Origin of the sequence: Prochlorococcus marinus str. SB, assembly GCF_000760115.1 — a bacterium.
Taxonomy (GTDB): Bacteria; Cyanobacteriota; Cyanobacteriia; order PCC-6307; family Cyanobiaceae; genus Prochlorococcus_A; species Prochlorococcus_A marinus_D.
In genome coordinates, this window is the sequence record NZ_JNAS01000002.1 from 695,568 (window position 1) to 719,598 (window position 24,031).

19 protein-coding genes, 1 tRNA gene and 1 pseudogene are annotated in these 24,031 nt (G+C 33.1%); 12 read left to right on the top strand and 9 right to left on the bottom strand.

Annotated features, from left to right (window positions below; genetic code table 11):
- Positions 1-6 precede the first annotated feature (6 nt).
- Complete coding sequence (locus tag EV02_RS02665) at positions 7-1,308, top strand: glycosyltransferase family 2 protein (protein ID WP_032519946.1); 1,302 nt, start codon at positions 7-9, stop codon at positions 1,306-1,308.
- 1 nt (position 1,309) lies between these two features.
- Here the strand turns inward: EV02_RS02665 and EV02_RS02660 are convergent, their stop codons facing one another.
- The 4 genes from EV02_RS02660 to tig all read right to left on the bottom strand — a co-directional run bounded on the left by EV02_RS02660 (position 1,310) and on the right by tig (position 6,763).
- Positions 1,310-3,070 carry a DNA polymerase III subunit gamma/tau gene (locus EV02_RS02660; RefSeq protein ID WP_032519947.1) on the bottom strand — a complete coding sequence of 587 codons (1,761 nt, stop codon included), beginning with the start codon at positions 3,068-3,070 and terminating at the stop codon, positions 1,310-1,312.
- Between the two features lie 57 nt (positions 3,071-3,127).
- Positions 3,128-4,495, bottom strand: coding sequence for an ATP-dependent protease ATP-binding subunit ClpX (gene clpX, locus EV02_RS02655; RefSeq protein ID WP_032519948.1), 1,368 nt, complete (start codon positions 4,493-4,495; stop codon positions 3,128-3,130).
- Positions 4,496-4,600: 105 nt separating this feature from the next.
- Positions 4,601-5,245 (bottom strand): ATP-dependent Clp endopeptidase proteolytic subunit ClpP, encoded by a 645-nt coding sequence (gene clpP, locus EV02_RS02650; RefSeq protein WP_011819266.1) that lies wholly within the window; start codon positions 5,243-5,245, stop codon positions 4,601-4,603.
- Positions 5,246-5,311: 66 nt separating this feature from the next.
- Positions 5,312-6,763 carry a trigger factor gene (gene tig, locus EV02_RS02645; RefSeq protein ID WP_032519949.1) on the bottom strand — a complete coding sequence of 484 codons (1,452 nt, stop codon included), beginning with the start codon at positions 6,761-6,763 and terminating at the stop codon, positions 5,312-5,314.
- A 124-nt stretch (positions 6,764-6,887) separates the two neighbouring features.
- Here tig and EV02_RS02640 point away from each other — a divergent pair, with 124 nt between their 5' ends.
- The 3 genes from EV02_RS02640 (at position 6,888) to EV02_RS02630 (ending at position 10,887) form a co-directional block, all read left to right on the top strand.
- Positions 6,888-7,919 carry an aspartate-semialdehyde dehydrogenase gene (locus EV02_RS02640; RefSeq protein WP_032519952.1) on the top strand — a complete coding sequence of 344 codons (1,032 nt, stop codon included), beginning with the start codon at positions 6,888-6,890 and terminating at the stop codon, positions 7,917-7,919.
- Complete coding sequence (dapA, locus tag EV02_RS02635; protein ID WP_032519954.1) at positions 7,916-8,818, top strand: 4-hydroxy-tetrahydrodipicolinate synthase; 903 nt, start codon at positions 7,916-7,918, stop codon at positions 8,816-8,818. Before EV02_RS02640 ends, dapA begins: the two co-directional genes overlap by 4 nt.
- Before the next feature lie 80 nt (positions 8,819-8,898).
- Positions 8,899-10,887, top strand: a complete 1,989-nt coding sequence (locus EV02_RS02630; protein WP_032519955.1) for a ribonuclease J — start codon at positions 8,899-8,901, stop codon at positions 10,885-10,887.
- Here the strand turns inward: EV02_RS02630 and tilS are convergent.
- Positions 10,884-11,894 carry a tRNA lysidine(34) synthetase TilS gene (gene tilS / locus EV02_RS02625; protein ID WP_032519957.1) on the bottom strand — a complete coding sequence of 337 codons (1,011 nt, stop codon included), beginning with the start codon at positions 11,892-11,894 and terminating at the stop codon, positions 10,884-10,886. The two genes, EV02_RS02630 and tilS, sit on opposite strands and share 4 nt — an antisense overlap.
- A gap of 85 nt (positions 11,895-11,979) precedes the next feature.
- Here tilS and EV02_RS02620 point away from each other — a divergent pair, with 85 nt between their 5' ends.
- Together EV02_RS02620 and uvrB are read left to right on the top strand one after the other, a co-directional pair.
- Complete coding sequence (locus EV02_RS02620; RefSeq protein ID WP_032520494.1) at positions 11,980-12,756, top strand: DUF561 domain-containing protein; 777 nt, start codon at positions 11,980-11,982, stop codon at positions 12,754-12,756.
- A 29-nt stretch (positions 12,757-12,785) separates the two neighbouring features.
- Entirely contained in the window at positions 12,786-14,825 is a 2,040-nt protein-coding gene (gene uvrB, locus EV02_RS02615; protein WP_032519959.1) for an excinuclease ABC subunit UvrB, read from the top strand.
- 7 nt (positions 14,826-14,832) lie between these two features.
- On the opposite strand, the gene EV02_RS02610 is transcribed toward uvrB, so the two are convergent.
- Together EV02_RS02610 and holA are read right to left on the bottom strand one after the other, a co-directional pair.
- Positions 14,833-16,593, bottom strand: a complete 1,761-nt coding sequence (locus tag EV02_RS02610; RefSeq protein ID WP_032519960.1) for an aspartate kinase — start codon at positions 16,591-16,593, stop codon at positions 14,833-14,835.
- Between the two features lie 39 nt (positions 16,594-16,632).
- Positions 16,633-17,634, bottom strand: coding sequence for a DNA polymerase III subunit delta (holA, locus tag EV02_RS02605; protein ID WP_032519961.1), 1,002 nt, complete (start codon positions 17,632-17,634; stop codon positions 16,633-16,635).
- Positions 17,635-17,692: 58 nt separating this feature from the next.
- Between holA and EV02_RS02600 the strand changes: the two genes are divergently transcribed.
- A complete protein-coding gene (locus EV02_RS02600) occupies positions 17,693-18,316 on the top strand; it encodes a precorrin-8X methylmutase (RefSeq protein WP_032519962.1) in 624 nt (207 codons plus the stop codon).
- Positions 18,317-18,347: 31 nt separating this feature from the next.
- On the opposite strand, the gene mutS is transcribed toward EV02_RS02600, so the two are convergent.
- On the bottom strand, positions 18,348-21,089 hold the full coding sequence (mutS, locus tag EV02_RS02595) for a DNA mismatch repair protein MutS (protein ID WP_032519963.1): 2,742 nt from the start codon (positions 21,087-21,089) through the stop codon (positions 18,348-18,350).
- 141 nt (positions 21,090-21,230) lie between these two features.
- Here mutS and psbZ point away from each other — a divergent pair, with 141 nt between their 5' ends.
- The 4 genes from psbZ to EV02_RS09760 all read left to right on the top strand — a co-directional run bounded on the left by psbZ (position 21,231) and on the right by EV02_RS09760 (position 23,160).
- Entirely contained in the window at positions 21,231-21,428 is a 198-nt protein-coding gene (gene psbZ, locus EV02_RS02590) for a photosystem II reaction center protein PsbZ (protein ID WP_002807211.1), read from the top strand.
- Between the two features lie 49 nt (positions 21,429-21,477).
- On the top strand, positions 21,478-21,954 hold the full coding sequence (gene ribH / locus EV02_RS02585; RefSeq protein ID WP_032519964.1) for a 6,7-dimethyl-8-ribityllumazine synthase: 477 nt from the start codon (positions 21,478-21,480) through the stop codon (positions 21,952-21,954).
- Between the two features lie 61 nt (positions 21,955-22,015).
- Positions 22,016-22,087, top strand: a tRNA-Gly gene (locus EV02_RS02580).
- Positions 22,088-23,019: 932 nt separating this feature from the next.
- On the top strand, positions 23,020-23,160 hold the full coding sequence (locus tag EV02_RS09760) for a hypothetical protein (RefSeq protein ID WP_241433714.1): 141 nt from the start codon (positions 23,020-23,022) through the stop codon (positions 23,158-23,160).
- A 118-nt stretch (positions 23,161-23,278) separates the two neighbouring features.
- Here EV02_RS09760 and EV02_RS09765 read toward each other — a convergent pair whose 3' ends face one another.
- Positions 23,279-23,452 carry a hypothetical protein gene (locus EV02_RS09765; RefSeq protein ID WP_241433715.1) on the bottom strand — a complete coding sequence of 58 codons (174 nt, stop codon included), beginning with the start codon at positions 23,450-23,452 and terminating at the stop codon, positions 23,279-23,281.
- Between the two features lie 64 nt (positions 23,453-23,516).
- On the opposite strand from EV02_RS09765, the pseudogene EV02_RS09885 reads away from it, so the two are divergent.
- Positions 23,517-23,627: pseudogene (locus EV02_RS09885) on the top strand (immunoglobulin-like domain-containing protein); the annotation flags it as partial.
- Positions 23,628-24,031: the final 404 nt, after the last annotated feature.

Below are 24,031 nucleotides of genomic sequence, written 5' to 3' on the forward strand. Positions count from 1 at the left end.
ACTTTTATGAGTAAGGGTTTTTATAAAAATCGAAGATTGAAGTCATTTATATTTCTTAGTGGTTGTTTTTTAGTAGCTTTTATTCCTCATTCTAACAATATCGAAAATTTCTTTTACATAATATTGACTCTTTCTTTTGTGATTGTTTTCTACGGTTTAATAGTTATTTCTAGAAATTTCGAAAGGAAGAACGTTTTAAATACTATAGGCAGAAGAATTAGCAATAAAGAGTTACCTGTGCTTGATATTTTAGTCGCAGCTAGAGATGAAGAAAATGTCATAGCAAGATTAGTTGAAAGATTATTTAGTTTAGATTATCCAACAAATAAATTTAATATTTACATAATCGATGATGGTAGTTCTGATAAGACGCCTTTAATTTTAGATCGATTATCTAGACAATATGACAAGTTAAAAGTCATAAGTCGTTCTCCAAATGCAGGAGGAGGAAAGTCAGGAGCTTTGAATTATGCCTTGAAATTTACCCATGGTGAATGGTTATTAGTTTTGGATGCTGATGCTGAATTAAAACAAGATTCTTTGATAAGGTTATTTAGTTTTGTAGAAGAGGGTGATTGGTCTGCAGTTCAACTAAGAAAATCAGTAACAAATGTAAGTAAGAATTTTTTAACTTCCTGTCAGTCAATGGAGATGGCTATGGATGCAATCTTTCAATATGGAAGATTATCAGTTGCTGGAGTTTCCGAATTAAGGGGAAATGGCCAATTAATTAAGAAGGAAACATTATTAGCATGTGGTTCTTTTAATGAAGATACAGTTACAGATGATCTTGATTTGAGTTTAAGATTATTATTATCAAAATCTAGAATTGGAATCTTATGGGATCCTCCAGTCATGGAGGAGGCAGTTGAGAATTTAAATGCTTTATTAGCGCAAAGGCAAAGATGGGCAGAGGGGGGTTTGCAAAGATTCTTCGATTATGGAGATCAATTATTTACTAATAAAATTGATTATTTGCAGAAATTTGATTTAACTTACTTTTTCATCTTGCAATATGCATTACCAATCATTTCTATTTTTGATTTAGTTTTCAGTATTGCTTTTTTAGATTCACCAATTTACTGGCCTATTTCATTTACAGCTTTTATGTTATCTGGAATTGCTTTTTGGTACGGTTCTTCTTGTAAAAGTGAAGTACCTGTATTGCAAAAAAGTAATTTTTTGATGGTATTTGTATCGGTTTTTTATTTATCTCATTGGTTTTTAGTAATCCCCTGGGTAACTATAAAGATGTCTATTTTTCCCAAAAAGATACTTTGGCGAAAGACTCTTCATACTGGAGTTTAATCTATTCATCAAGGTCTATAATTTCTCCATTAAAAAAATTTGCTAAGTTTTTTGAACTATCATCATAAGTTTCCTCGTTAGAAATTTTTGTTGTCGAATTAGTTTTTGGTTCTATTTTTTTTATTGGTCGGAAATTATTTACTTCATTTTGGGTTATTTCTGGAGTGTTTGTTGGGTTACTTTTATTTAATTGTTTGGTTGAAAAATTAAGTATTATTCCATCTCCAAATATCTTTTTTACAGTATCTTCAATTATAACTTTTCTGCTTTTTATCATACTTTCCCAGTTTGGAGATAATGCAATTGTGATTTTCTCCGAATCAAAACTTTCAAGTTCGGCTTGTTGTGAAAGTAACATTCTTGTTGATGGTAACTCTACTTTAGAAAGAATTAATTCCCATTTATCTTTTAAATTTGATCGAGGATTATTTTGGTTCTTTTCAGAAATATTTTCAATACTTTCTTTTTCAAGAACTTCAAATTTTTCTAATTTTCCGTCTTTTTTTTCGATCAATTCCTTGTGAGTTATCTCTTCTTGGATACTTGGTTTTTGAATTTCATTAGAAATTTTCTCTTTATTAAAAATTGAAATGTGTTTTCTACTTTCATGCTTTTCCTCAGTCGTATTATTTTTACTTTCTTGTTTATTTTCAAAACTATTTATCTCTTGACTATCCAGAAGACCAGTTAAATGTATTTCAAACCAAAGCCTTGGATTATCACTTGATTTGATTTGATATTCAATATTTCTCAGATTATTATGCCAATTTATTATTTTAGATTTATTTATTGTTTTTGAGATTTTATCTAACTCATCTCGAAATTCATCAGAGGTATAATAAAGATCTGAATATTTGTTATTAGTACTATGTAATAGTAGATCTCTTGTTATATTCAATAATCCGATAATTATTTGAAGAGGTTCGTTTCCGGCATCATATAATTTGTTGCAAGTGTCAATTAATGACTCTGGATTATTCTCAACCAATGATTTAATCATATTTGTTAATTCACTTTCTGATACTTCTCCTAGGAGGTTTTGGATGTTATTTATTGTTATTCCTTCTGGTAAAAGATTCAATTGTTCAAGTAGGCTTTGTGCATCTCTCATACCTCCATTAGACCTTTTTGCAATCATTTTTAACGCCTGAACTTCGTACTTAATGGATTCTTTTTCGGCGATTTCTGATAAATGTTGAAAAATATCACTAGGGCTTATTCTTCTAAAATCAAACTTTTGGCATCTACTTTTTATTGTATTTAATACTCTCTCAGGATTTGTCGTCGCAAGTATAAATACAACTCTTGAGGGCGGTTCTTCAATAGTTTTTAGTAAAGCATTTGAAGCTGCCGTTGAAAGCATATGACATTCATCAATTACATAGACTTTCCATCTCGCTTGAGTAGGAGCAAATCTCGCTCTTTCTATAATTTCTCTTATATTTTCTACTCCTGTATTTGATGCTGCATCAATCTCGATAATATCTAGAGCGCTCCCATCTGTAATTTGTCTACATAAGTCACATTTACAACAAGGAGTTATCGTAGGTTGGTCGAATGCCTGGCAATTTAGAGATTTTGCAAATATTCTTGCACTTGATGTTTTTCCAGTGCCTCTTGGACCATTAAAAAGATATGCAGGAGCAATTTTTTTTGTTAATAGAGCTTGTTTGAGTGTAATGGATATAAATTTTTGCCCAACCAGTTCGTCTAAGTTGTTTGGTCTATATTTTTGATGGAAAGGCTTATGTATATTTGGCATTTATTTTTCATTAATTAGAAAAATTAGGGATTTATTAAAAAAAATTAAACTCTAATTTTATGCAGACTCTTTAATGATTCTTTTTGATCCTGAAGGTAGTTTAACAATTTTAGATGAGAACAAATTTTCTACCATTTTTTTCGTAATTGTGAATTCTTTTACATTTTCTTCAGAAGGCAAAGTGTACATTATGTCTAGCATTAGCTCTTCAATTATTGATCTTAATGCTCTTGCACCTGTTTTTCTTTTGTATGCTTCATTTGCTATCGCTTCAACAGAATCAGGCTCAAATGATAATTCAACATTATCCATACTTAGCAAAGTTTTGAATTGCTTTACTAATGCATCTCTTGGTTGAGTCAAAATAGATTCTAAAGTTTCTTTAGTAAGACGATCTAATACAGCACAAACCGGAATTCTTCCAATAAATTCTGGAATTAGGCCATATTTCACTAAGTCATCTAATTCTAAATTTTTCAGGGAATCTCTTGGGTCTACTATTTTTTTTGTATCAACTTTGTTTTGATCTGAATTGGTGGTAAAACCTATAGAGTGTTTACCCATACGCTTTTGAACGATATCCTCTAAACCTATAAAAGCTCCCCCACAAATAAATAGTATTTGACTCGTATCAATTTGGATACAGTCATGATAAGGATGTTTTCTTCCGCCTTGTGGTGGCACATTAGCAATTGTTCCCTCAAGCATTTTTAATAAAGCTTGCTGTACTCCTTCACCAGAGACATCTCTAGTAATTGAGGGATTCTCGCTTTTTCTAGCAATTTTATCTATTTCATCAATATAAATAATTCCTTTTTGAGCTAGTTCTACATTCATTTCTGATTTTTGCAGAAGTCTTAAAAGTATGTTTTCAACATCCTCCCCAACATATCCAGCTTCTGTCAAAGTCGTTGCATCTGCTACTGCAAAAGGAACATCCAAAAACTCTGCTAAAGTTTGCGCCAACAATGTTTTTCCACTTCCAGTAGGGCCGATGAGTAAAATATTTGATTTTTGTAATTTAGTTGCTTGTGAATCTGTTGCATTGTTATTATTACTATCTTCTTTAACTTTCCAAGCTAATCGCTTGTAGTGATTGTATACGGCTACTGATAATATTTTTTTTGCAGATTCTTGTCCAACAACTTGATTATCTAGAAAACTTTTTATTTCTAATGGCTTAGGAATTGAGGTTAATTCTAAAGGAACAGATTTTTTTGGATTATCAGTTGCTAATTTCTTTTTTACTTGCGGAGAGTTGTTTGTGTTCGCTTGATTATCAAGTAGTTCTTCATCGAGAATTTCATTACAAAGATCTATGCACTCATCACAGATATAAACCCCAGGACCAGCTATAAGCTTTCTCACTTGGTCTTGTGATTTACCGCAAAATGAACATTTAAGATGGGCGTCGAATTTAGCCATCGATAATAAGTTTTTAAAGTGAAGGGTGTTAAATATTCCCTATTCACTAGGATTGCTTATAAATATCGATTCGTCATCTTATTCTTAAAAAATCAGAACCCCTTGTCACTTTTTGATAACTTTATCAATTAATCCATATTCGACTGCTTCTGAGGGAGATAAAAAGTAATCTCTTTCTGTATCTTCATTAATTTTTTCTAAAGGTTGACCAGTATGTTCTGCTAAGAGCGAATTTAATGTTTTCTTGAGAAAAAGTATTTCTTTAGCTTGTATTTCAATCTCTACTGCTTGACCTTGTGCACCTCCCAGAGGTTGATGAATCATAATCCTAGAATTAGGTAAAGCCAATCTTTTCCCCTTTGCTCCTCCAGAAAGTAGAAATGCCCCCATACTTGCCGCTACTCCAAAGCATATTGTCACTACATCTGGGGATATTTGTTGCATAGTATCGTATATTGCCATTCCTGCAGTTACTGAGCCTCCAGGAGAATTGATATATATTTGTATGTCTTTTTCGGGATCTTCCGCTTCAAGAAATAATAATTGTGCAACAAGTGAATCAGATACTTGATCATTAATTCCAGTACCTAAAAAAATTATTCTCTCCCTCAATAGTCTTGAATAAATATCAAAAGCTCTTTCTCCTCTGCCTGATTGTTCTATAACAGTAGGAACAGCAGCAATGGTTTTATTGTTACTTTCGTAAGAACTTATTGAGCTTTGGATTAAATGTTTTTTTTCTGAGTTCACAAATTAGTTTTTCGTCCTATAAATAATTTAAGGGGTTTTTGTTGAATTAGTAGGAAATTTCATAAATTATTTTTTTTCTTTTTTATTTTGAGTTTTTGTAGTTTTTGTAGTTTTTGTAGTTTTTGTAGTTTTTGTAGTTTTTGACGCAGTTTTTGTAGCTTTTGTTGTTTTTGAGCTTTTTGTAGCTTTAGAAGTTTTTGTAGTTTTTTCTTTTACTTCAGAATTTTCTTCAAGCCAAATGATTAACTTTTCTTTGAGTAAATCGTTAGTTATTACTTCTGTTAATTTTTTAATATCTATTTGTTTTGAAGATTGAGAGATTGCATCTTCATAATCTTTCATTCTTGAATCAATTTCATCTTGCTCAACTTTTATGTTTTCTGTTTCAGCTAATGCTTTTAAAGCTAAATTTCTTTGAACATTTTTTTCAGCTTGAGGCCTTGTGGACTCTGCTAATGACTTAACTAATTCCGGAGTGAAAGTAGATTTAACATCAAGACCTTGTTGAGCGAATCTTTGAGCGGTTTGTTCAATATTATTCCTCACTTCTATATCAATCATAGATTTTGGAATTTCAGCAACCAATTCGTTTGTTAATGCATCTAATAAAGCTTCAATTTTGATATCTTTTTGAGTTTTTTCAAAATTGTCTTTAAGTTGCTTTTCAATATCTTTCTTTAACTCTTTTAATGATTCTTTGTTGCCAGACTGTTTTGCAAAATCGTCATTGAGTTCAGGCAATTCTTTTTCCTTAAGATCCTTAAGATTTACTTCAAAAATTGCTTCTTTGCCTCTTGAATCCTCATGAGAATAATCATCAGGAAATTTAAGGTTAAGTGTTTTAGTATCACCAATTTCCATCTTTACGATTCCCTCAACGAAACCGGGAATCATTTTGTTCTTTTCTAACTCAAGATCCATTGATTCACTTGTTCCACCATCAATCTCTTTACCAGAATCTTTATATTTTCCTTTGAAACTAACTACAGCAATATCTCCTAATTTTGCTGCTCTATTGGTAACTGGAATAATGTTTGCAAACTGATTTCTAGATTTTTCTAGCGCTTCATCTATTGAATTAGGATCAAATTTTGTCTTTGATATTTCAACACTTAGTCCTTTGGATTTTTTAAGTTTTAATTCTGGGGCAACATCAGTTTGAAGAGTAACCTTAAGTGATTTTTCAGGACTAAACTTTGCAAGTAAAGATTCAAATCCATCTACCAATTCTGGCTCACTTAGTGGCTCTATAGATTTCATTTTTAACGCTTCTTGCCATGATTTATCAATAATTTTTTCCAGAGCAGAAGCATGTAATTGTGCGATGCCAATTCTTTGGATTAAGACTTGTTTAGGAATCTTACCAAGTCTAAATCCCGGAATTTTAGCCGAACGACTGATTGAACTGATTGTTTCATTTACACACGTTTTGCATGTTTCAGATGGTATTTCTAATTCGAATGAAATCCTACTTTGAGGCAGAGGAGTTGTTTTGACTATTAGTGCATCTTTAGCCATGTTTTTCTAAGTTATTACTATGAACCGAATCTTAATTATTTCACATTATGTGATTTCCTTGAAAGTTAATTTTTTGATAAAGTAAAAAAAATAGTCAATCTATTTATAAGAATCATTTTAAAGTGTGAGACATTCTCCGTATTTGCCTAATAGGCCATTAAAAGTTGCTGTTTTAGGTTCTTCAGGTGCTGTGGGATCTGAATTGCTAAAAATTCTTGAACAACGTGATTTCCCAATATCAGAATTGGTCTTGCTTTCATCAGAGCGGTCAGAAGGAAAAAAAATTATTTGGAAAGATGAAGAATTAGTTACAAAAAAAACAACTAAGGAAGAGTTTAAGAATCTTGATTTAGTTTTGGCTTCAGCTGGCGGAAGTATTTCAAAAAAGTGGTTATCTACCATTATTGATCAAAATGCTTTACTGATAGATAATTCAAGTGCTTTCAGATTAGATAAGAACGTTCCTCTTATAGTCCCTGAAGTTAATGCTAGTGACGTACTTAATCATGATGGGGTAATAGCGAATCCAAACTGCACTACCATTTTATTGACATTAGTTTTAGCTCCATTAAACAAACTTTCTACTATTCAAAGAGTTATTGTCTCAACATATCAATCTGTCAGTGGTGCAGGCCAACTGGCGATGGAGGAACTAAAACTTTTAACTGAACAATATCTTCAAGGAAATCCTCAAAAAAGTGAAGTTTTGCCATACTCCCTTGCTTTTAATTTGTTTTTACATAATTCCCCTATGCTTTCAAATAATTACTGCGAAGAAGAGATCAAAATGGTTAATGAGACAAGGAAAATATTAAATATTGCTGATTTAAAGCTCTCTGCTACATGTGTTCGAGTCCCAGTTCTGAGAGCACATTCTGAATCGATCAATATTGAATTTGCCGATGTAGTTGAGCCTAAAGATGCTCTTGAAGAATTAAAAAAATCTCCTGGAATTGAAATTATTGAGGATTATAAAAATAATAGATTTCCTATGCCAAATGACGTTATGGGAAGGGATAGTGTTGCTGTTGGCAGGCTAAGAACTGATATAAGTCATCCTCATGGATTAGAATTATGGTTATGTGGAGATCAAATAAGAAAAGGAGCAGCTCTGAATGCTGTTCAAATAGCTGAGTTATTAATTCCAAAAAAATGATTGCAAACAAAACTGAGTGTAATAATCCACTATTTGGAAGAATATTGACTGCAATGGTTACTCCATTCACTGAGAATGGAGATGTAGATTATGAACTAGCTATAAAACTTTCAAATTATCTTTTTGAGAACGGTTCCGATGGAATTGTGTTGTGCGGTACTACTGGAGAATCTCCGACTCTTTCATGGGCTGAACAGCATGATTTATTTATTGCGGTAAAAGGATCTTTGGATGCAAGCTGTAAAGTAATAGTTGGCACTGGTAGCAATTGTACAAGCGAAGCTGTGGAAGCTACAAAAAAAGCTTACGACTCTGGTGCCGACGGTGCTTTGGTCGTTGTTCCTTATTACAATAAGCCGCCTCAAGAAGGTCTTTATAAACATTTCAGTTCTATTGCTAAATCTGCAAAGGATTTGCCTCTTATGCTCTACAACGTTCCTGGCAGGACTGGATGCAATTTATTACCTGATACTGTGAAGAAACTTATGGATTTCTCAAATATTCTCAGTATTAAAGCTGCAAGCGGTAGAATAGAAGAAGTAACAGAATTAAGAGCTATTTGTGGCTCCGAACTATCTGTATATAGTGGCGACGATTCATTGTTGCTTCCAATGTTATCGGTAGGTGCTGTAGGAGTAGTAAGTGTTGCAAGTCATTTAGTTGGATTGCAATTGAAAGAGATGATTCATTCTTTTCAAACTGGAAAGGTTTCCAATGCTCTTGCTATTCATGAAAAACTTCAGCCTCTTTTCAAAGCACTCTTTATGACTACTAATCCAATCCCAATTAAAGCTGCTTTGGAGCTATCGGGATGGGATGTAGGTAATCCTAGAAGTCCTTTGTCACCTTTAAACAATGACATGAAAAAGCAACTATCTTTTATCCTGAATTCCCTATAATAGGGATTATATTTAACTTGATAATTAAATTTAAATAAACCTTATTTGATTACAAGCAGGCCTTCATAAATTTCAAAATTATGCAATCAAGTACAAATTCAACTGTAAAAAGATCTACTCATGATTCATCTAGATCTAAAAGTAATACCCCAGCTCTACGAGTAATACCTCTTGGAGGATTACATGAAATAGGAAAAAACACTTGCGTTTTTGAATATGGTGATGAATTAATGCTTGTTGATGCTGGCCTAGCTTTCCCATCTGATGGTATGCATGGCGTAAACGTTGTTATGCCTGATACAACTTTTTTAAAAGAAAATCAAAGAAGAATAAAAGGAATGATTGTCACTCACGGGCATGAAGATCACATTGGAGGTATTTCTCATCATCTAAAGCACTTTAATATTCCCATTATTTATGGCCCAAGACTTGCAATGTCAATGCTTAGAGGAAAAATGGAGGAAGCAGGGGTATCTGATAGAACAACAATACAGACAGTAAATCCAAGAGATGTTGTAAAAGTAGGACAACATTTTTCTGTTGAATTTATTCGAAATACCCATTCTATTTGCGATAGCTTTTCTTTAGCAGTTACAACACCTGTTGGCACAATTATTTTCACGGGAGATTTTAAGTTTGATCATATGCCAGTAGATGGAGAGCAATTTGATATTGAAAGAATGGTGCATTACGGAGAGAAGGGTGTTTTATGCATGTTCAGTGATTCTACTAATGCCGAAGTTCCAGGTTTTTGTCCTTCTGAGAAGACTATCTATCCCTCTTTAGAAAAACATATTGCAGAGGCAAAAGAACGAGTTATCCTTACCACTTTTGCTAGTTCTGTGCATAGAGTGACAATGATCTTAGAATTGGCCATGAAACATGGAAGAAAGGTCGGTTTGTTAGGTAGATCGATGATAAATGTTATTGCTAAGGCAAGAGATATTGGTTATATGAAATGCCCAGATGATTTATTTGTTCCTATCAAGCAAATTAGAGATTTGCCAGATAGGGAGACCTTATTATTAATGACGGGTAGTCAAGGAGAACCCCTAGCAGCGTTAAGCAGAATCTCTCGTGGTGAACATCAGCATGTTCGGCTTAAGACTACTGATACTGTAATATTTTCAGCCAGCCCAATTCCTGGTAATACTATTTCTGTTGTTAATACAATTGACAGATTAATGAAACTCGGAGCAAAGGTTGTTTATGGAAAGGGTGAGAATATTCATGTTTCTGGTCATGGTTTTCAAGAAGATCAAAAGTTAATGTTGGCACTCGCAAAACCTAAGTTTTTTGTTCCTGTTCATGGAGAACATAGAATGCTTGTTTGTCATGGGAAGAGTGCACAAACTATGGGGGTTCCAAAAGACAATATCTTAATTATTGAAAATGGAGATGTAGTTGAGTTAACACCTAATTCTATTCAAAAGGGTGATCCTGTAAAAGCTGGTGTTGAACTGCTTGATAACTCACGAAATGGGATAGTAGATGCTCGAGTATTAAAGGAAAGGCAGCAATTGGCTGGAGATGGTGTAGTAACTGTTTTAGCTCCTATTAGTACAGATGGGAAGATGGTTGCGCCTCCTAGAGTTAATTTGAGAGGAGTTGTTACTACTGCAGAGCCAAGAAAAATGTCTATGTGGACAGAACGAGAAATAAGCTGGGTCTTAGAAAATAGATGGAAACAATTATCCAGACAAACTGGGCCGAATAATTTTGAGGTAGATTGGATTGGTGTACAAAGAGAAATTGAAAATGGTTTATCGAGAAGAATGAGAAGAGAATTACAAGTTGAACCACTTATTTTGTGTTTAGTTCAACCTGCTCCAAGTGGAACTCGTGCTTATATTCCAAAGATTACCGAAGAGCAAAATTTCTCCAATAGAAATAGAAATAATAATAATTTCCAAAAGAAATCAAACAATAATCATCATCCTAATAGTTCAAATAACCCACAAAATACCCAAAAAAGTCCAAAAGTATCACAGAATCCATCAGCTGAGACTTCTACAGAAGATTCATTTGAAGGTAGAACAAGAAGAAGAAGATCTGCTGTAACATCTTAACTTTTTTCAAAATTTATATAGTTTTTATCCCAAACAATTTTTAAAAACTCTTGCAGATTAATTTGACCTTTATTTTTTTCATAAATTGAAGTTGCTAATTTTGTCAGATTTTTAGAACTACATTGCTTTGGAGATATTTCTTTTAAAAATCTATTTAAAATTGTGCACCTCGCTTCAATACACATACTATTTAGGAGATTCCTATTGATACCTTTAACATCTTTACAATAAAAATACGCTAGTTCACTTAGATCATTACGTTCATTATTGTATTTGCTCATTTTTTGGGAAAAATTATTTATCCTTTCAGAACAACCAGGATAGATAACTTCTAAGGTAGGAATAATTTTTTTTCTTACTAAATTTCTTTTTAATTTAAGATCTGAATTTGTAGGATCTTCCCAGACTGGAATCTTCATTTCATTGCAAAATTTTTTTGTATCTTCCCTACTGAAAATTAATATTGGTCTTATTAAATAAATTTGATTTTCTATTAATCTTTTACTCTCAATATTACTCAGACCTGCAAAATTGCTTCCTCTAGATAAATTAAGGATAAATGTTTCTGCATTATCACTACTCGTGTGACCAGTTAGCAAATAAATATTATGTTTTTCCTGATTTTTATTTAATAAAGTTTTGGCTCTTTTACATAATTTTTTATATCTCCATTCTCGTGCTTTTTCTTCTGAAGAAATACTTTCTTTATCTGCTTGATCAAAAGAGAATGAAATATTTTTATCTTCGCAATAATCTTTTAATTCAGTAGCATATAGTGATGATTTTTCGTGCCACTGATGATCACCATGCCAAACACTAATAGACCAATTATGTAGTTTTTTTAGGTCATTAATTAGGGTTAATAAGGCCATTGAGTCTTGCCCCCCCGAAACACTTATTAAAATATTGGATCCTTTGGGAATTAAAATTTTTTTGGCAAGAATCTCCTTATGAAGCTGATGATGCCATGATGACCAATTTTTCTGACTTAATTTTTTATCAGTCATTTTGTGTTGCTCAGATAATATTTTTTAAAAAATGCACTGTTTTACTAAAACAATGTCACAATCGGGTAATAAATTCATTAAGTCAATGAGTCTGATTAATCTTTTGCCACAAAAAATCAAAGAAGAGTTAAGAAGCAAATCCTTACTCAAAGTTATTTCAGGATTGAATAATTTCGATGTTCAGTCTGTGAAAATAATTGTTGAGGCTGCTTCATTAGGAGGTGCAGATCTTGTCGATATTGCTTGTAAACCTGAACTCGTTGATTTAGCACTTAAGAATTCAACACTATCAGTTTGTGTTAGTTCAGTAGTGCCTCGATCTTTTCAAGATTGTGTAAAAGCAGGAGCATCATTAATTGAGATAGGAAATTACGATACTTTTTATGAAAAAGGCATTCATTTTTCAGATAAAAAAGTTTTAAACATTACAAAAGAGACGAGGGATTTATTGCCTAATTTTCCTTTATCAGTAACTGTTCCTCATACTATGCCTATTGATAAACAAGTTGATCTTGCTGTAAAGCTAGTGGAAGAAGGCGTTGATATTATTCAAACAGAAGGTGGTATCAGTTCTACACCTTACTCTCCAGGAATTCAAGGTTTTTTTGAAAAATCAGTACCAACTCTTGCATCTACCTATGCTATTCATCAAGAATTTAAGAAACAATCTCTGAATATACCAATCATGAGTGCCTCTGGATTAAGCCAAGTAACTTGTCCACTAGCAATATCCTCTGGAGCCTCAGCAGTTGGCGTTGGATCGGTGGTTAATAAATTAGATGATTTAATATCAATGATTGCGGTTGTTAGGGGCTTAAAAGAATCTTTGAAAAATTCAATAATTGGAGAAAAAATTTCTTAGTATAGCAACATCCTTTAGCTACTAGCTTGATGAACAACTATAAGCTTCAAGCTCCTTACGAACCAAATGGAGATCAACCAGAAGCTATTAAAAAATTAGTTAAAGGTGTAAATAATGGTAAACAGTTTCAGACTCTTTTAGGAGCTACTGGAACTGGAAAAACATTTACCATTGCCAATGTAATTCAACAAACAGGAAGGCCAGCACTTGTTTTAGCCCATAACAAAACGTTGGCTGCACAACTATGTAATGAATTAAGGGAATTTTTTCCAAAAAATGCTGTTGAGTACTTCATTTCTTACTACGATTATTATCAACCTGAAGCTTATGTACCAGTAAGTGATACTTACATAGCCAAAACTGCTTCAATTAATGAAGAAATAGATATGCTTAGGCATTCTGCAACACGCTCATTATTTGAAAGAAAAGATGTAATTGTTGTAGCCTCAATAAGTTGTATTTATGGTCTTGGTATACCGAGCGAGTATTTAAAAGCTGCAGTTAAATTTGAAGTGGGAAAATCAATAAATCTACGTTCTTCTTTGAGGTCTCTGGTTGAAAATCAATATACTAGAAATGATATTGAAATTACTAGAGGTAGATTCAGAATTAAAGGTGATGTTTTAGAAATCGGTCCAGCTTATGAAGATAGATTAATAAGAATTGAGTTATTTGGTGATGAAGTCGAGGCTATTAGATATGTTGACCCTACTACAGGAGAAATACTTGAAAGTTTGGAACAAGTTAGCGTTTACCCAGCGAAGCATTTTGTAACTCCAAAAGAAAGACTTGAGAGTGCAATAAGTGCGATTAGAAGTGAATTAAAAACTCAACTAGATAAATTTACATACGAAGGAAAATTATTAGAGGCTCAACGTCTAGAACAACGTACAAAATATGATTTAGAAATGCTTAAAGAGGTTGGTTATTGTAATGGAGTTGAGAATTATGCTCGTCATTTATCAGGTAGGGAGGAAGGTTCACCGCCAGAATGTTTAATAGATTACTTTCCCAAAGATTGGTTGTTGGTAGTTGATGAGAGTCATGTAACATGTCCTCAACTTCATGCGATGTACAACGGTGATCAATCTAGAAAAAAAGTTTTAATAGATCATGGTTTTAGATTGCCAAGTGCTGCAGATAATAGACCTTTAAAATGTGAAGAGTTTTGGGAAAAATCAAAACAGACATTATTTATAAGTGCAACCCCCGGTCAATGGGAATTAGATCAATGTGATGGTGAATTTATTGAGCAAGTTATAAGACCAACTGGGGTATTAGACCCGGTAATTGATGTAAGACCTAGTGAAGGCCAAATAGAAGATCTGTTATCTGAAATAAGAATTCGCGCTGAAAAGAATCAAAGAGTGCTTGTGACAACACTTACTAAGAGAATGGCTGAAGATCTAACTGATTTTTTATCTGAAAATAAAGTAAGAGTTAGATATTTGCATTCCGAAATCCATTCAATTGAAAGAATTGAAATTATTCAAGACCTTAGAATGGGCGAATATGATGTTTTGGTAGGCGTTAATTTATTAAGAGAGGGACTAGATCTTCCAGAAGTATCCTTAGTCGCCATTTTAGATGCTGATAAAGAAGGTTTTCTGAGGGCAGAAAGGTCATTGATTCAAACAATAGGAAGAGCTGCCAGACATGTTGAAGGTGTTGCTTTGCTTTATGCAGATAACTTCACAGATTCAATGAAAAGAGCAATATCTGAAACTGATAGAAGAAGAACTATTCAAAAAAAATATAATCAAATCAATGGTATTACTCCAAAACCTGCAGGCAAAAAAATAGAAAATTCAATATTATCTTTTCTAGAACTTTCCAGAAAACTTGATGCTGGTGGTTTATCTAAAGATCTCATAAATATAGTTAATAACAAAACTGACGCAATTCTCAGTTCCAGTGATAATCAATGTTTGCTCGAAGAATTACCTGACTTAATAGAAAAGTTAGAAATTAAAATGAAAGACGCTGCAAAAGAGTTAAATTTTGAAGAAGCAGCAAATTTGAGGGATAGAATCAAAAAATTAAGACAAAAATTGGCAAGAAATAATTAAAAAGAACTTATTTTTCTAATTCGAAATGATTATGAATCGCATTAACTGCTTTGTCACAATCTTTTTCTAAGACAATACATGAAGTCCTAATTTCACTAGTGGCAATCATTTCAATATTAATATTTTGGTCAGCCAATGCTCTAAATATTTTTCCAGCCGTCCCAACCTTAAATGCCATTCCCGCTCCTACAGTACTTACTTTTGCTATAGCAGGGCCATCTTCAATGTATGATCCGGGTAATTTTTTTGTTAAGGCCTCAAAAACTAAGTTAGCTTTCTCTCTATCTTGTTTATTCATTGTAAGACTAATATCTTTAGTTTTTAAAGTGGAAATTCGTTCAGACTGAACAATAGTATCGATAAGTAAATTATTTTCAGCTAATGCTAAACATATCGATGCTGCTACACCAGGACGATCAGGCAGTTTTCGAAAGCTTACCTGAACTTGGTTTTTATCTAATGCGATTCCTCTTACTTCAGGTTGATCTTGTTTTTCATTGATTGGATTAACAAATATTTGTGTATCGGATAACTTAAATTTCTCAGCAACAAATCTAATAGTTTTTTGTATATTATTAATTTCAATTACACAGCTGACTTTAATTTCACTAGTAGCTATTAACCTAACGTTTATATTCGCTTGAGATAAAGTATCAAATAAATCAGCTGAAACAGTAGGCCTGCCCATAATGCCTGCTCCTTGAATACTTAATTTTGTCATGTTGGTTTTTAAGTTAAATTCTCCCCCTAATTGACTAGTTATAAGTTCACATTGTTCTGCAGTCTTTTTTACTTCTAATTCACCAACAGTAAATGTAATATCGTTTTTATTTCCATCATTTGTCGCTTGTATTATTAAATCTACGTTAATACTTGCTTCTGAAAGTTTTTCAAATATTTGCGCAGCAATCCCAGGTCTATCAGGAATATTTGAGAGACTGAATACTGCTTGGTTTTCTAATACTTCAAGACTATTGACTGTTTTTGTTAATTCTAAGCTTCCTCTTTTTAGCGGGAGAGGTTGGATTTGACTTTCTAGGAGAGTCCCACTGGAGTCACTTTGGCTTGATTTGACACACAATTTAATTCCATAATTGCGAGCAATTTCTACTGCTCTTGGATGGAGAACTGAAGCACCGACGCTAGCAAGTTCAAGCATTTCCTCGCAGCTAATTTCATCTAAGAGTTTTGCATTAGGAACAATCCTTGGATCAGTAGTAAGAACCCCTGGAACGTCTGTATAAATTTCGCAAGTCTCAGCTCCTAAAGCTGTTGATAAAGCTACAGCGGAAGTATCTGAACCACCTCTACCCAAAGTTGTAATTTCCATTGAACCCGTATGGCTTAATGTTGTTCCTTGAAATCCAGCTACGACAACTACAAAACCCTGATTTAAATAATTTTGGATCCTTTCTGTTTTAATATCCAGAATTCTCGCTTTCCCATGAATTGATTCAGTAATAATTCCAACCTGGCTACCAGTCATTGAAATTGCAGGTATTCCGTATTCGTTTAACGCCATTGATAGAAGAGCTATGGTTACTTGCTCTCCAGTTGAGAGAAGCATATCCAATTCTCTTCGATTAGGATTTTTACTAATTGATTCCGCTAAACAATTTAAATCATCTGTAGTTTGCCCCATCGCAGAGACAACTACGACAATTTCATTCCCTGCTTCTTTACTTTGACAAATGCTACTTGCAATATTTTTAATTTTTTTAATATCACCGACAGAAGTACCGCCAAATTTTTTTACTAGTAAAGCCATATTTAAATGATAATGTAAATTCTTAAACTTATAATTTGGTTAACTTAAATTAATTAATTTCTCTGTAAAAACATTTATAGGATTATTACCTTGTTTTAGTAATGATTCAACATCTAGTAAGTTACTCATTAAATTAATTAAATATTCTTGAGATACATTTTTGACTTTTTTTCGAATAAAAAAAATTCGTTTTGGATTAGAAATGCCTGCAAGATTACAAATCTTTTCTGCATTATCGTTACCTGAATTAACTGCTAGTTTTATAATGGTATGAATTCTTATTTGACTAATTAAACCTGCATTTAGTCTTAAAGCAGGTTCTCCTCTCTGTAAAGAATAATTTATTTCAATGAGGCTTTCATTAATATTTTTTTGTAAGAGAAGATCAATGATTTTGAAAATATTGGATTGATGATCACTAAATATTTTTTTTACATCAATACTTTTAAGAAAAAGTTGTGAATTAGAATCATTTGATACTGCAGAGAGGTATGTTTTAGCTTTGGCTAATTCATTTATTAGTTTAAAGCTGTCATTACCAACTGAATCAATTATTAATTCAGCTGCATTTTTATCAATTTTGATATTCATTTCATTTGCGGCATCTTCTAAAAATCTTTTTTGGCCCTCATAGTCCCAGATTTCTGGTAAAGAAAATGATTTTTCTTTGGCTAAATTATTTTTAATAAGTTTTTGTAAAAATTTAGTACTCTTTAGTCTTGAGTCTGGTTTTTTTGTATTTTGCAAAATTAAATAAGTATTTTGAGGTATATTGTCATGAATTTTTTCAAATTTAGTTCTTAGATCTTCATTTTTGGCAGTAAAAATGGGATTATTTTTCAATGTAACTATTCTGTATCCATCTCCAAAAGGAGGTGTAAGAACTTCATCAAAAGCTTTATTGACTTGCTCATCATCATCTCCATTTAAATTAGTTACGTTTATTTCTTTCCATTCTTTGGATACTTCCTTATCAATTAATTTTTGAATAAATGTATTTTGAGCATTTAGATCATTACCCCATAATATTTGTATTGGCATAATAGCTCAATAAAAACCATATATTAACTATGATTACTTCTAACACAAATTAAATTTAATGGTAATAGATCATCCAATTTTTTTGGAAAGCATCAGATTCATAAGATCTCGTTTAGTAGCCAATGATCTAAATTATTTGGAAAAAAAAGTATTAGAGAGATTGGTTCATACTTCAGGAGATTTTACGGTTCAAAATCTTGTAAATTTTAGTGAAGGTGCTTGTGAAAAGGGTCTTCAGGCACTTAAAAATGGTGCTCCGATTTTAACTGATACCGATATGGCAGCAGCAGCAATAAAATCCATGGCAGAAAATACAACTAGGAATAAAGTATTCACCGCTAGAATGTGGTTTGGAAAAAATAATCATGCAAACTTAACTAAAACTGCATATGGCTTAAGTGAAGGTTGGAAGGAGTTATCCGCTATAAATTCTGGAAGCAAATCTCCAATTGTAGTTATTGGCAGTTCGCCTACAGCGTTAACTTATTTAATTGATATTTTAGAAAATGCAAAAGATTTACCTAGTTTAATTATCGGAATGCCTGTTGGATTTATTGGAGTAGAAAATAGTAAAATTAAACTGATTTCCTCCGATCATCCTAGAATTGTTTTGAATTCAACTAGAGGAGGTGCTGCCATGGCAGCTGCTGCCGTTAACGCCTTATTGAGGGAAACTATTTAAAGAGTATTCATTTTATAAAAATGTCAAAAATCTACTTAATATCATAATTTAATTTGTTATTTTCTTCTAAAGAATTTAAAACTGATTTTGCTTTTTCTATAACTTCTTTTGGGACTCCTGCTAATTTAGCTGCTTCTATGCCATAGCTTTTGTTTGAGCCCCCTTTAACAATCCTGTGGCTAAAAATTAGCTGATCGTTATTTTGTTCTACTAAAACTTGAAAATTTTGTATATTCTTATTTGAATTTTTTAAATAATTAAGCTCATGATAGTGAGTAGCAAAAATAGTATTACATTGAATTTTTTTTGCAAGATATTCACTTACTGACCAAGCTATTGAAAGTCCATCAAAAGTAGATGTCCCTCTGCCAATCTCATCAAGTAAAACTAGTGAGCTAGGAGTTGCCTGATTTAGAATTGATGCAGTTTCAGACATTTCTACCATAAATGTTGATTGTCCAGATGATTGATCATCAACAGCCCCAATTCTTGTGAAAATCCTATCTGCAATTTTGATTTCAGCATTATTAGCAGGAACAAAGCTACCAATTTGTGTGAGAATTTGTATTAAACCAAGTTGTCTTATAAAGCAACTTTTTCCGCTTGCATTGGGACCGGTTAATATAATTAATTTTTGATTTTCCTCAAAAGAGATATCGTTTGCTACAAACTTTTTATCACTTAACAATTGCTCTACAATTGGATTTCTTCCTGCGATAATTTTTGTACTATTTTTTGTTATTGAATCATTTATTGGTATTAATGAAGGTTTTATAAAATTGTTTTCTATTGAAGTAATTGATAAACCAAGTAGTGCATCAAGAGATGCTATGGATTTTGCGATTGATCTTATTTGTTTTGTTTTTTCAGCAACTATATTTCTTAATTCGCAGAAAATTTCATATTCTTTTGATGAAGCTCTACTTTTTATTTGGAAAATCTTATTTTCTTTATTTTTAATTTCTGAAGTGATATACCTTTCTTCATTAGTAAGTGTTTGCCTTTTGATCCAATGTTGTGGAGCTAAATTAACTTTTGACTTATTAATAGAAATGTAATAACCAAAATTTTTATGAAATTGAATTTTTAGGTTTGAAATTTTGCTAATTTTTCTTTCCTTTGATTCCTCTTTATTTAGCCACTCAGAGTAATCATCCATTAAATTTCGTAAACCATCTAATACATTGTCAACACCATCGTGGATCATGCCTCCTTCACTAATATTTAGAGGAGGATTTTCTACTAATTTAAAACTTATAGTATCAGCTAATTCTAAGAGTCCTTCATCAATATTTTTTAATTGATCAGTCCAATCTGGGAGATCATATTTAAATAGTTCAATTATGGATTTTAGTCTAGGCAATTTTTTTAAACCTTCAGCTATTGCAATTAAGTCTCTGGGACTTGCATGACCTGCACAAGCTCTACCTGCAAGTCTTTCTAAATCCCCCATTGCTCTAAGTAAATTTTGGGTATCTGTACGTAATTTTTTTGATTCAAGAAAGTTTGTAATTATATTTTGTCTTTTATAAATTTCATTAACGTTTAATAGTGGTGAATCTATCCACCTTCTTAAACACCTTGCGCCCATGCAGGTATAAGTCCTATCAATACTCCATAGTAGCGAACCTACATAATTGTTTTCTCGTTGCGTATTTTTGATTTCTAAGTTTTTTTGAGTTTGATAATCAATAATTAATTTGTTGTGACTATATTGGATTTGTGGAAAATCTAATGAGATTTTTAAAGAAGAATCTTTATCTAAATTTGAAGGATTAATTTTTTCTAAATAATTTAATAAACCTCCAAGTGATCTAGTTGCATTGTTTAAATTTTTAAGTCCTATTCCCTCTAGGTTTGCAATTTGGAAATAATTTTTTATTAGATAATTTGCTTCATTAATTCCAAAATTAGTCTCTTGAGAAACAGTATATGTAATTTGACTATTTCCTTTAATTAATAAATCTCTTACTGCATTGCTTCCTACAATGATTTCTGAAGAATCTAATTTAATAATTTCATCAAATAGTTTTGACAGAGATTGGCCTTCTAAAGTTATTAATTCTCCTGTGCTTACATCAGCTTTTGATATACCCCATTCATAAGATTCATCTGAGTTTTCTTCTGATAAGTAAATAGCACTAATCCAATTATTTTTCTTTGCTATCAACATCCCTTCTTCAATTACAGTTCCAGGAGTAATTATTCTTGTTATTCCTCTTTTAATAGGAGTCCCATAATTTCCAGAACTTTTTTCTAATTGATCGCATATAACCACAGAATAATTTTTTTTAATTAAATCAGCACAGTATCTCTCCATTGCATGATGGGGAACTCCTGCCATAGGGATCTTACCAATCTCTTTGCCAGCATCTTTACTGGTAAGCGTTATTTCTAAAAGGTTAGATATTAATACAGCGTCTTCAAAAAAACATTCAAAAAAATCTCCTAATCTATAAAGTAATAACCTATCTTTATTTTCTTCTTTTAGAGTTACATAATGCTTCATTACAGGAGTTAATTTCAGTTTTGAAACTGTTTTATAGCTATAAGATTCTTCATTTATGCAAACATTTTTGTTATTTGAAATTAAATCAGTCTTGAATTTATTTATTAAATTAGTTGAATTTTTTCTTTGTCTGGGTCTTTTTTGCGATTCTTTTTTTAAATCCTCCAAAGATAAATCTTCTGGAATTTTTGTTATTTCTTTTTGTTCATTATTATCAGTACCAATCGCAAATAAATTCTTTTGAATTATCGTATCTTCTTGCATACTTTTTTAATTCCTAAATAGATATTAGGTAGAAATTTTTTTTTTGCATTTTAAAGTGGCTAAAGTATGTAAATTTTCTCTAAAAATTATCATTTTCATGAGATTATAGTATTTATAATATTTGAAACCTAAGACTGAATTATGCAGGCTGTTAACTTTTTCTTCGTAAATGCTCTATTATTTGCTTCTTTAATTGCGGTAGTTGGAGTACCCGTTTTATATGTGACTCAACCTTCTACTGAAGAAGGACAGCGAGAAAGTAGGAGAAAAATCTATTCTATTGCTGCTGTTTGGGTTGTTTTGGTTTTTGTTACAGGGATAGTTTCTTCATTAGTTTGAACTTAATACCTTTTCGTGAGAGTCTATTAATATATCGCAGTAAAATTTAATGGCTATTTTTGAGGGTTCTTTTACTAATGCCTCTACTTTAAAAGTTGGGATTGTAATAGCAAGATTTAATGATTTAATTACAAATAAAATCCTCTCTGGTTGTCTTGATTGTTTAAAAAGACATGGTTTAGATACTTCTGAATTAAGCGATCAAGTAGATATAGTATGGGTTCCTGGTTCATTTGAATTACCAATCGCAGCTAAAACCCTCATGAAAAAAAAGAGTTATGACGTTGTAGTTGCTCTTGGGGCTGTGATTCGTGGTGAAACTTCTCACTATGATGTTGTTATATCTGAGGCGAGCAAAGGTATTTCACAAGTTTCAAATGAGAATAATGTTCCAATTATTTTTGGAGTTTTAACTACTGATACTATGCAGCAGGCTCTAGAAAGAGCAGGAATTAAAAATAATCTTGGTTGGAATTATGCTTTACAAGCAATTGAGATGGGATCTTTAATTAAAAATTTAAATTAGTTGAAAAAAATTAATTATTTTTATCATTGATACCTTCTTTGAGATAAGATAACAATGTTCTGCGGATGTAGCTCAGTGGTAGAGCATCTCCTTGCCAAGGAGAATGTCGAGAGTTCGAATCTCTTCATCCGCTTATTCAAAATCCTGTCAGTAATAGCAGATTTTTTATAATTTCTTCTCATAAAGAAAAAATCTTCATAGGTTTTTGTTGTCTAGGTTGAATCTCCTTTCAAATAAATGTCGTCTATACCATATACATTAAATTACTCATAACTCTTTGGTTTTGATTATAATAATATCGCAGAGCGTACTTATAAACGGCCAAAAATATCGGCATGAATGAAAGCGGTAATAACGAAATAAGAAAAGAGCAATCTCTAAATAGCAATAACCAGGATCCACTTAAAAGTATTGTTCTTAGCCAAATTGGAACCGATTCACAAAGCAGCATAAAGGGGCGAAGTAGCAGCACCAGCGATGCATTGTATGTTCCCTGGAAAAATGGAAGCCTCTATGAAAATGGCTATATCAGTAAGTTATCCCACTCTGGCGAGCTTCAGTGGCGAAAACAGATTGCAGATGTCAATCAGATCACAACTGCAACAGACAAAGATGAAAAAATCTACACTGCTTGGAGCCGCAACAGCTACCATACCGAAGAAACACGTGGCTCGTTTATTGCCAAACTAAATCCTGACAATGGTGAGATCGTCTGGAAAACAGAACTAGAAAGCCACAATTACATCATTAATGATCTCTACGCCGTTGGAAATACACTCTACGCTGTCGGGCAATACAAAGGTACAAAAAGGCCTCTGTTCATTGCCGTCAATCGTAATGATGGCAAGTTGTTGTGGCAGAAAGAGGTAGCAGCTAGCGATTCGACTGCATTCACGGAAATCGACAGCGATGGTTCCAACCTTTATGTCAGCTCAAAGTCAGCACTTGGAATCTCGGGCACAGTCCATCAATTCAAGCTTGATGGCACTGTCGTTGAAGCTTGGAACGGTTCGGATAGGCAAAAGCTGAGTCGCACAAACACGCAAGACCAGACATCAGTCATCGTTGGCAATCAGATCATCTCAGCAGGCAAAACAAGCTTGGATGAGTTTTATGATGGTTCATCCTGGCGCCTTGTCAGCAGAAATCTTCAGACAGGTGCGATCAACTGGAGGCAACAATGGGGGAGCAGTGGCGATAAAATAATATCGAGTATTACCGAATTCAATGGGAAGATTTATGCAGTCGCAATAGAAAGGAAAGGAAAGGGCTGGGAAGGTAACGTGCAAGAGATTAGCACGCAAGGAGAGCTAGGCAGACAGATTTACTTCGCAGCACCAATCAATGCAACGCAAGACCCCCAGTTGGTAGCCAATGGAGACAAGTTATTTCTGGTTAATGCGGCATCACAAGAAGGGGATGCAGGAGCTGGTATTATCCAAATTGTTACAGGCCAGGAAACATCTGGCGCAATCTTTGCACAACAGGGAGCGGCCAATCAGGCACCAACACTGCAGCTAAGTGGCGACGCCAGCATCACCATCCAACAAGGTAGCGAATGGGTGGAAGAAGGTTGGTCTGCAACTGATCCAGAAGATGGTGACCTCAGCACCAACGTCAGTGTCACATCACCAAGAGTAATTGATACAAGCAAGCCTGGAACCTATGAACTCACTTATAGCGTTGAAGATTCAGAGGGCTTAAGCACCTCTGTAGCGAGGACTATTGAGGTCGAACCTCATCGCATGGGTGACAACTATTACCTGGCATTAAATGGCTCGGATGAAAATGATGGCAGCATCGATAATCCGTTCGCAACCTTTGAACATGCAAAAGACTCATTAAAACCGGGAGATACCCTCCATATACGAGGGGGAACGTATTATCAACAACTGAAGATCAATGGTTCAGCAGGCCCCAAGGGAGACAAGCACAATCCCATTACGGTCAAAGCCTATGAAGGTGAAACTGTCGTTGTTTCTGGTGCCCCGCCAATCAGCACTTCATGGGTCAAGGATGGAGATCGCTGGAAAACAAATGTATGGCAAGGCAGCGATGACCTGGGTACCAACAAGCG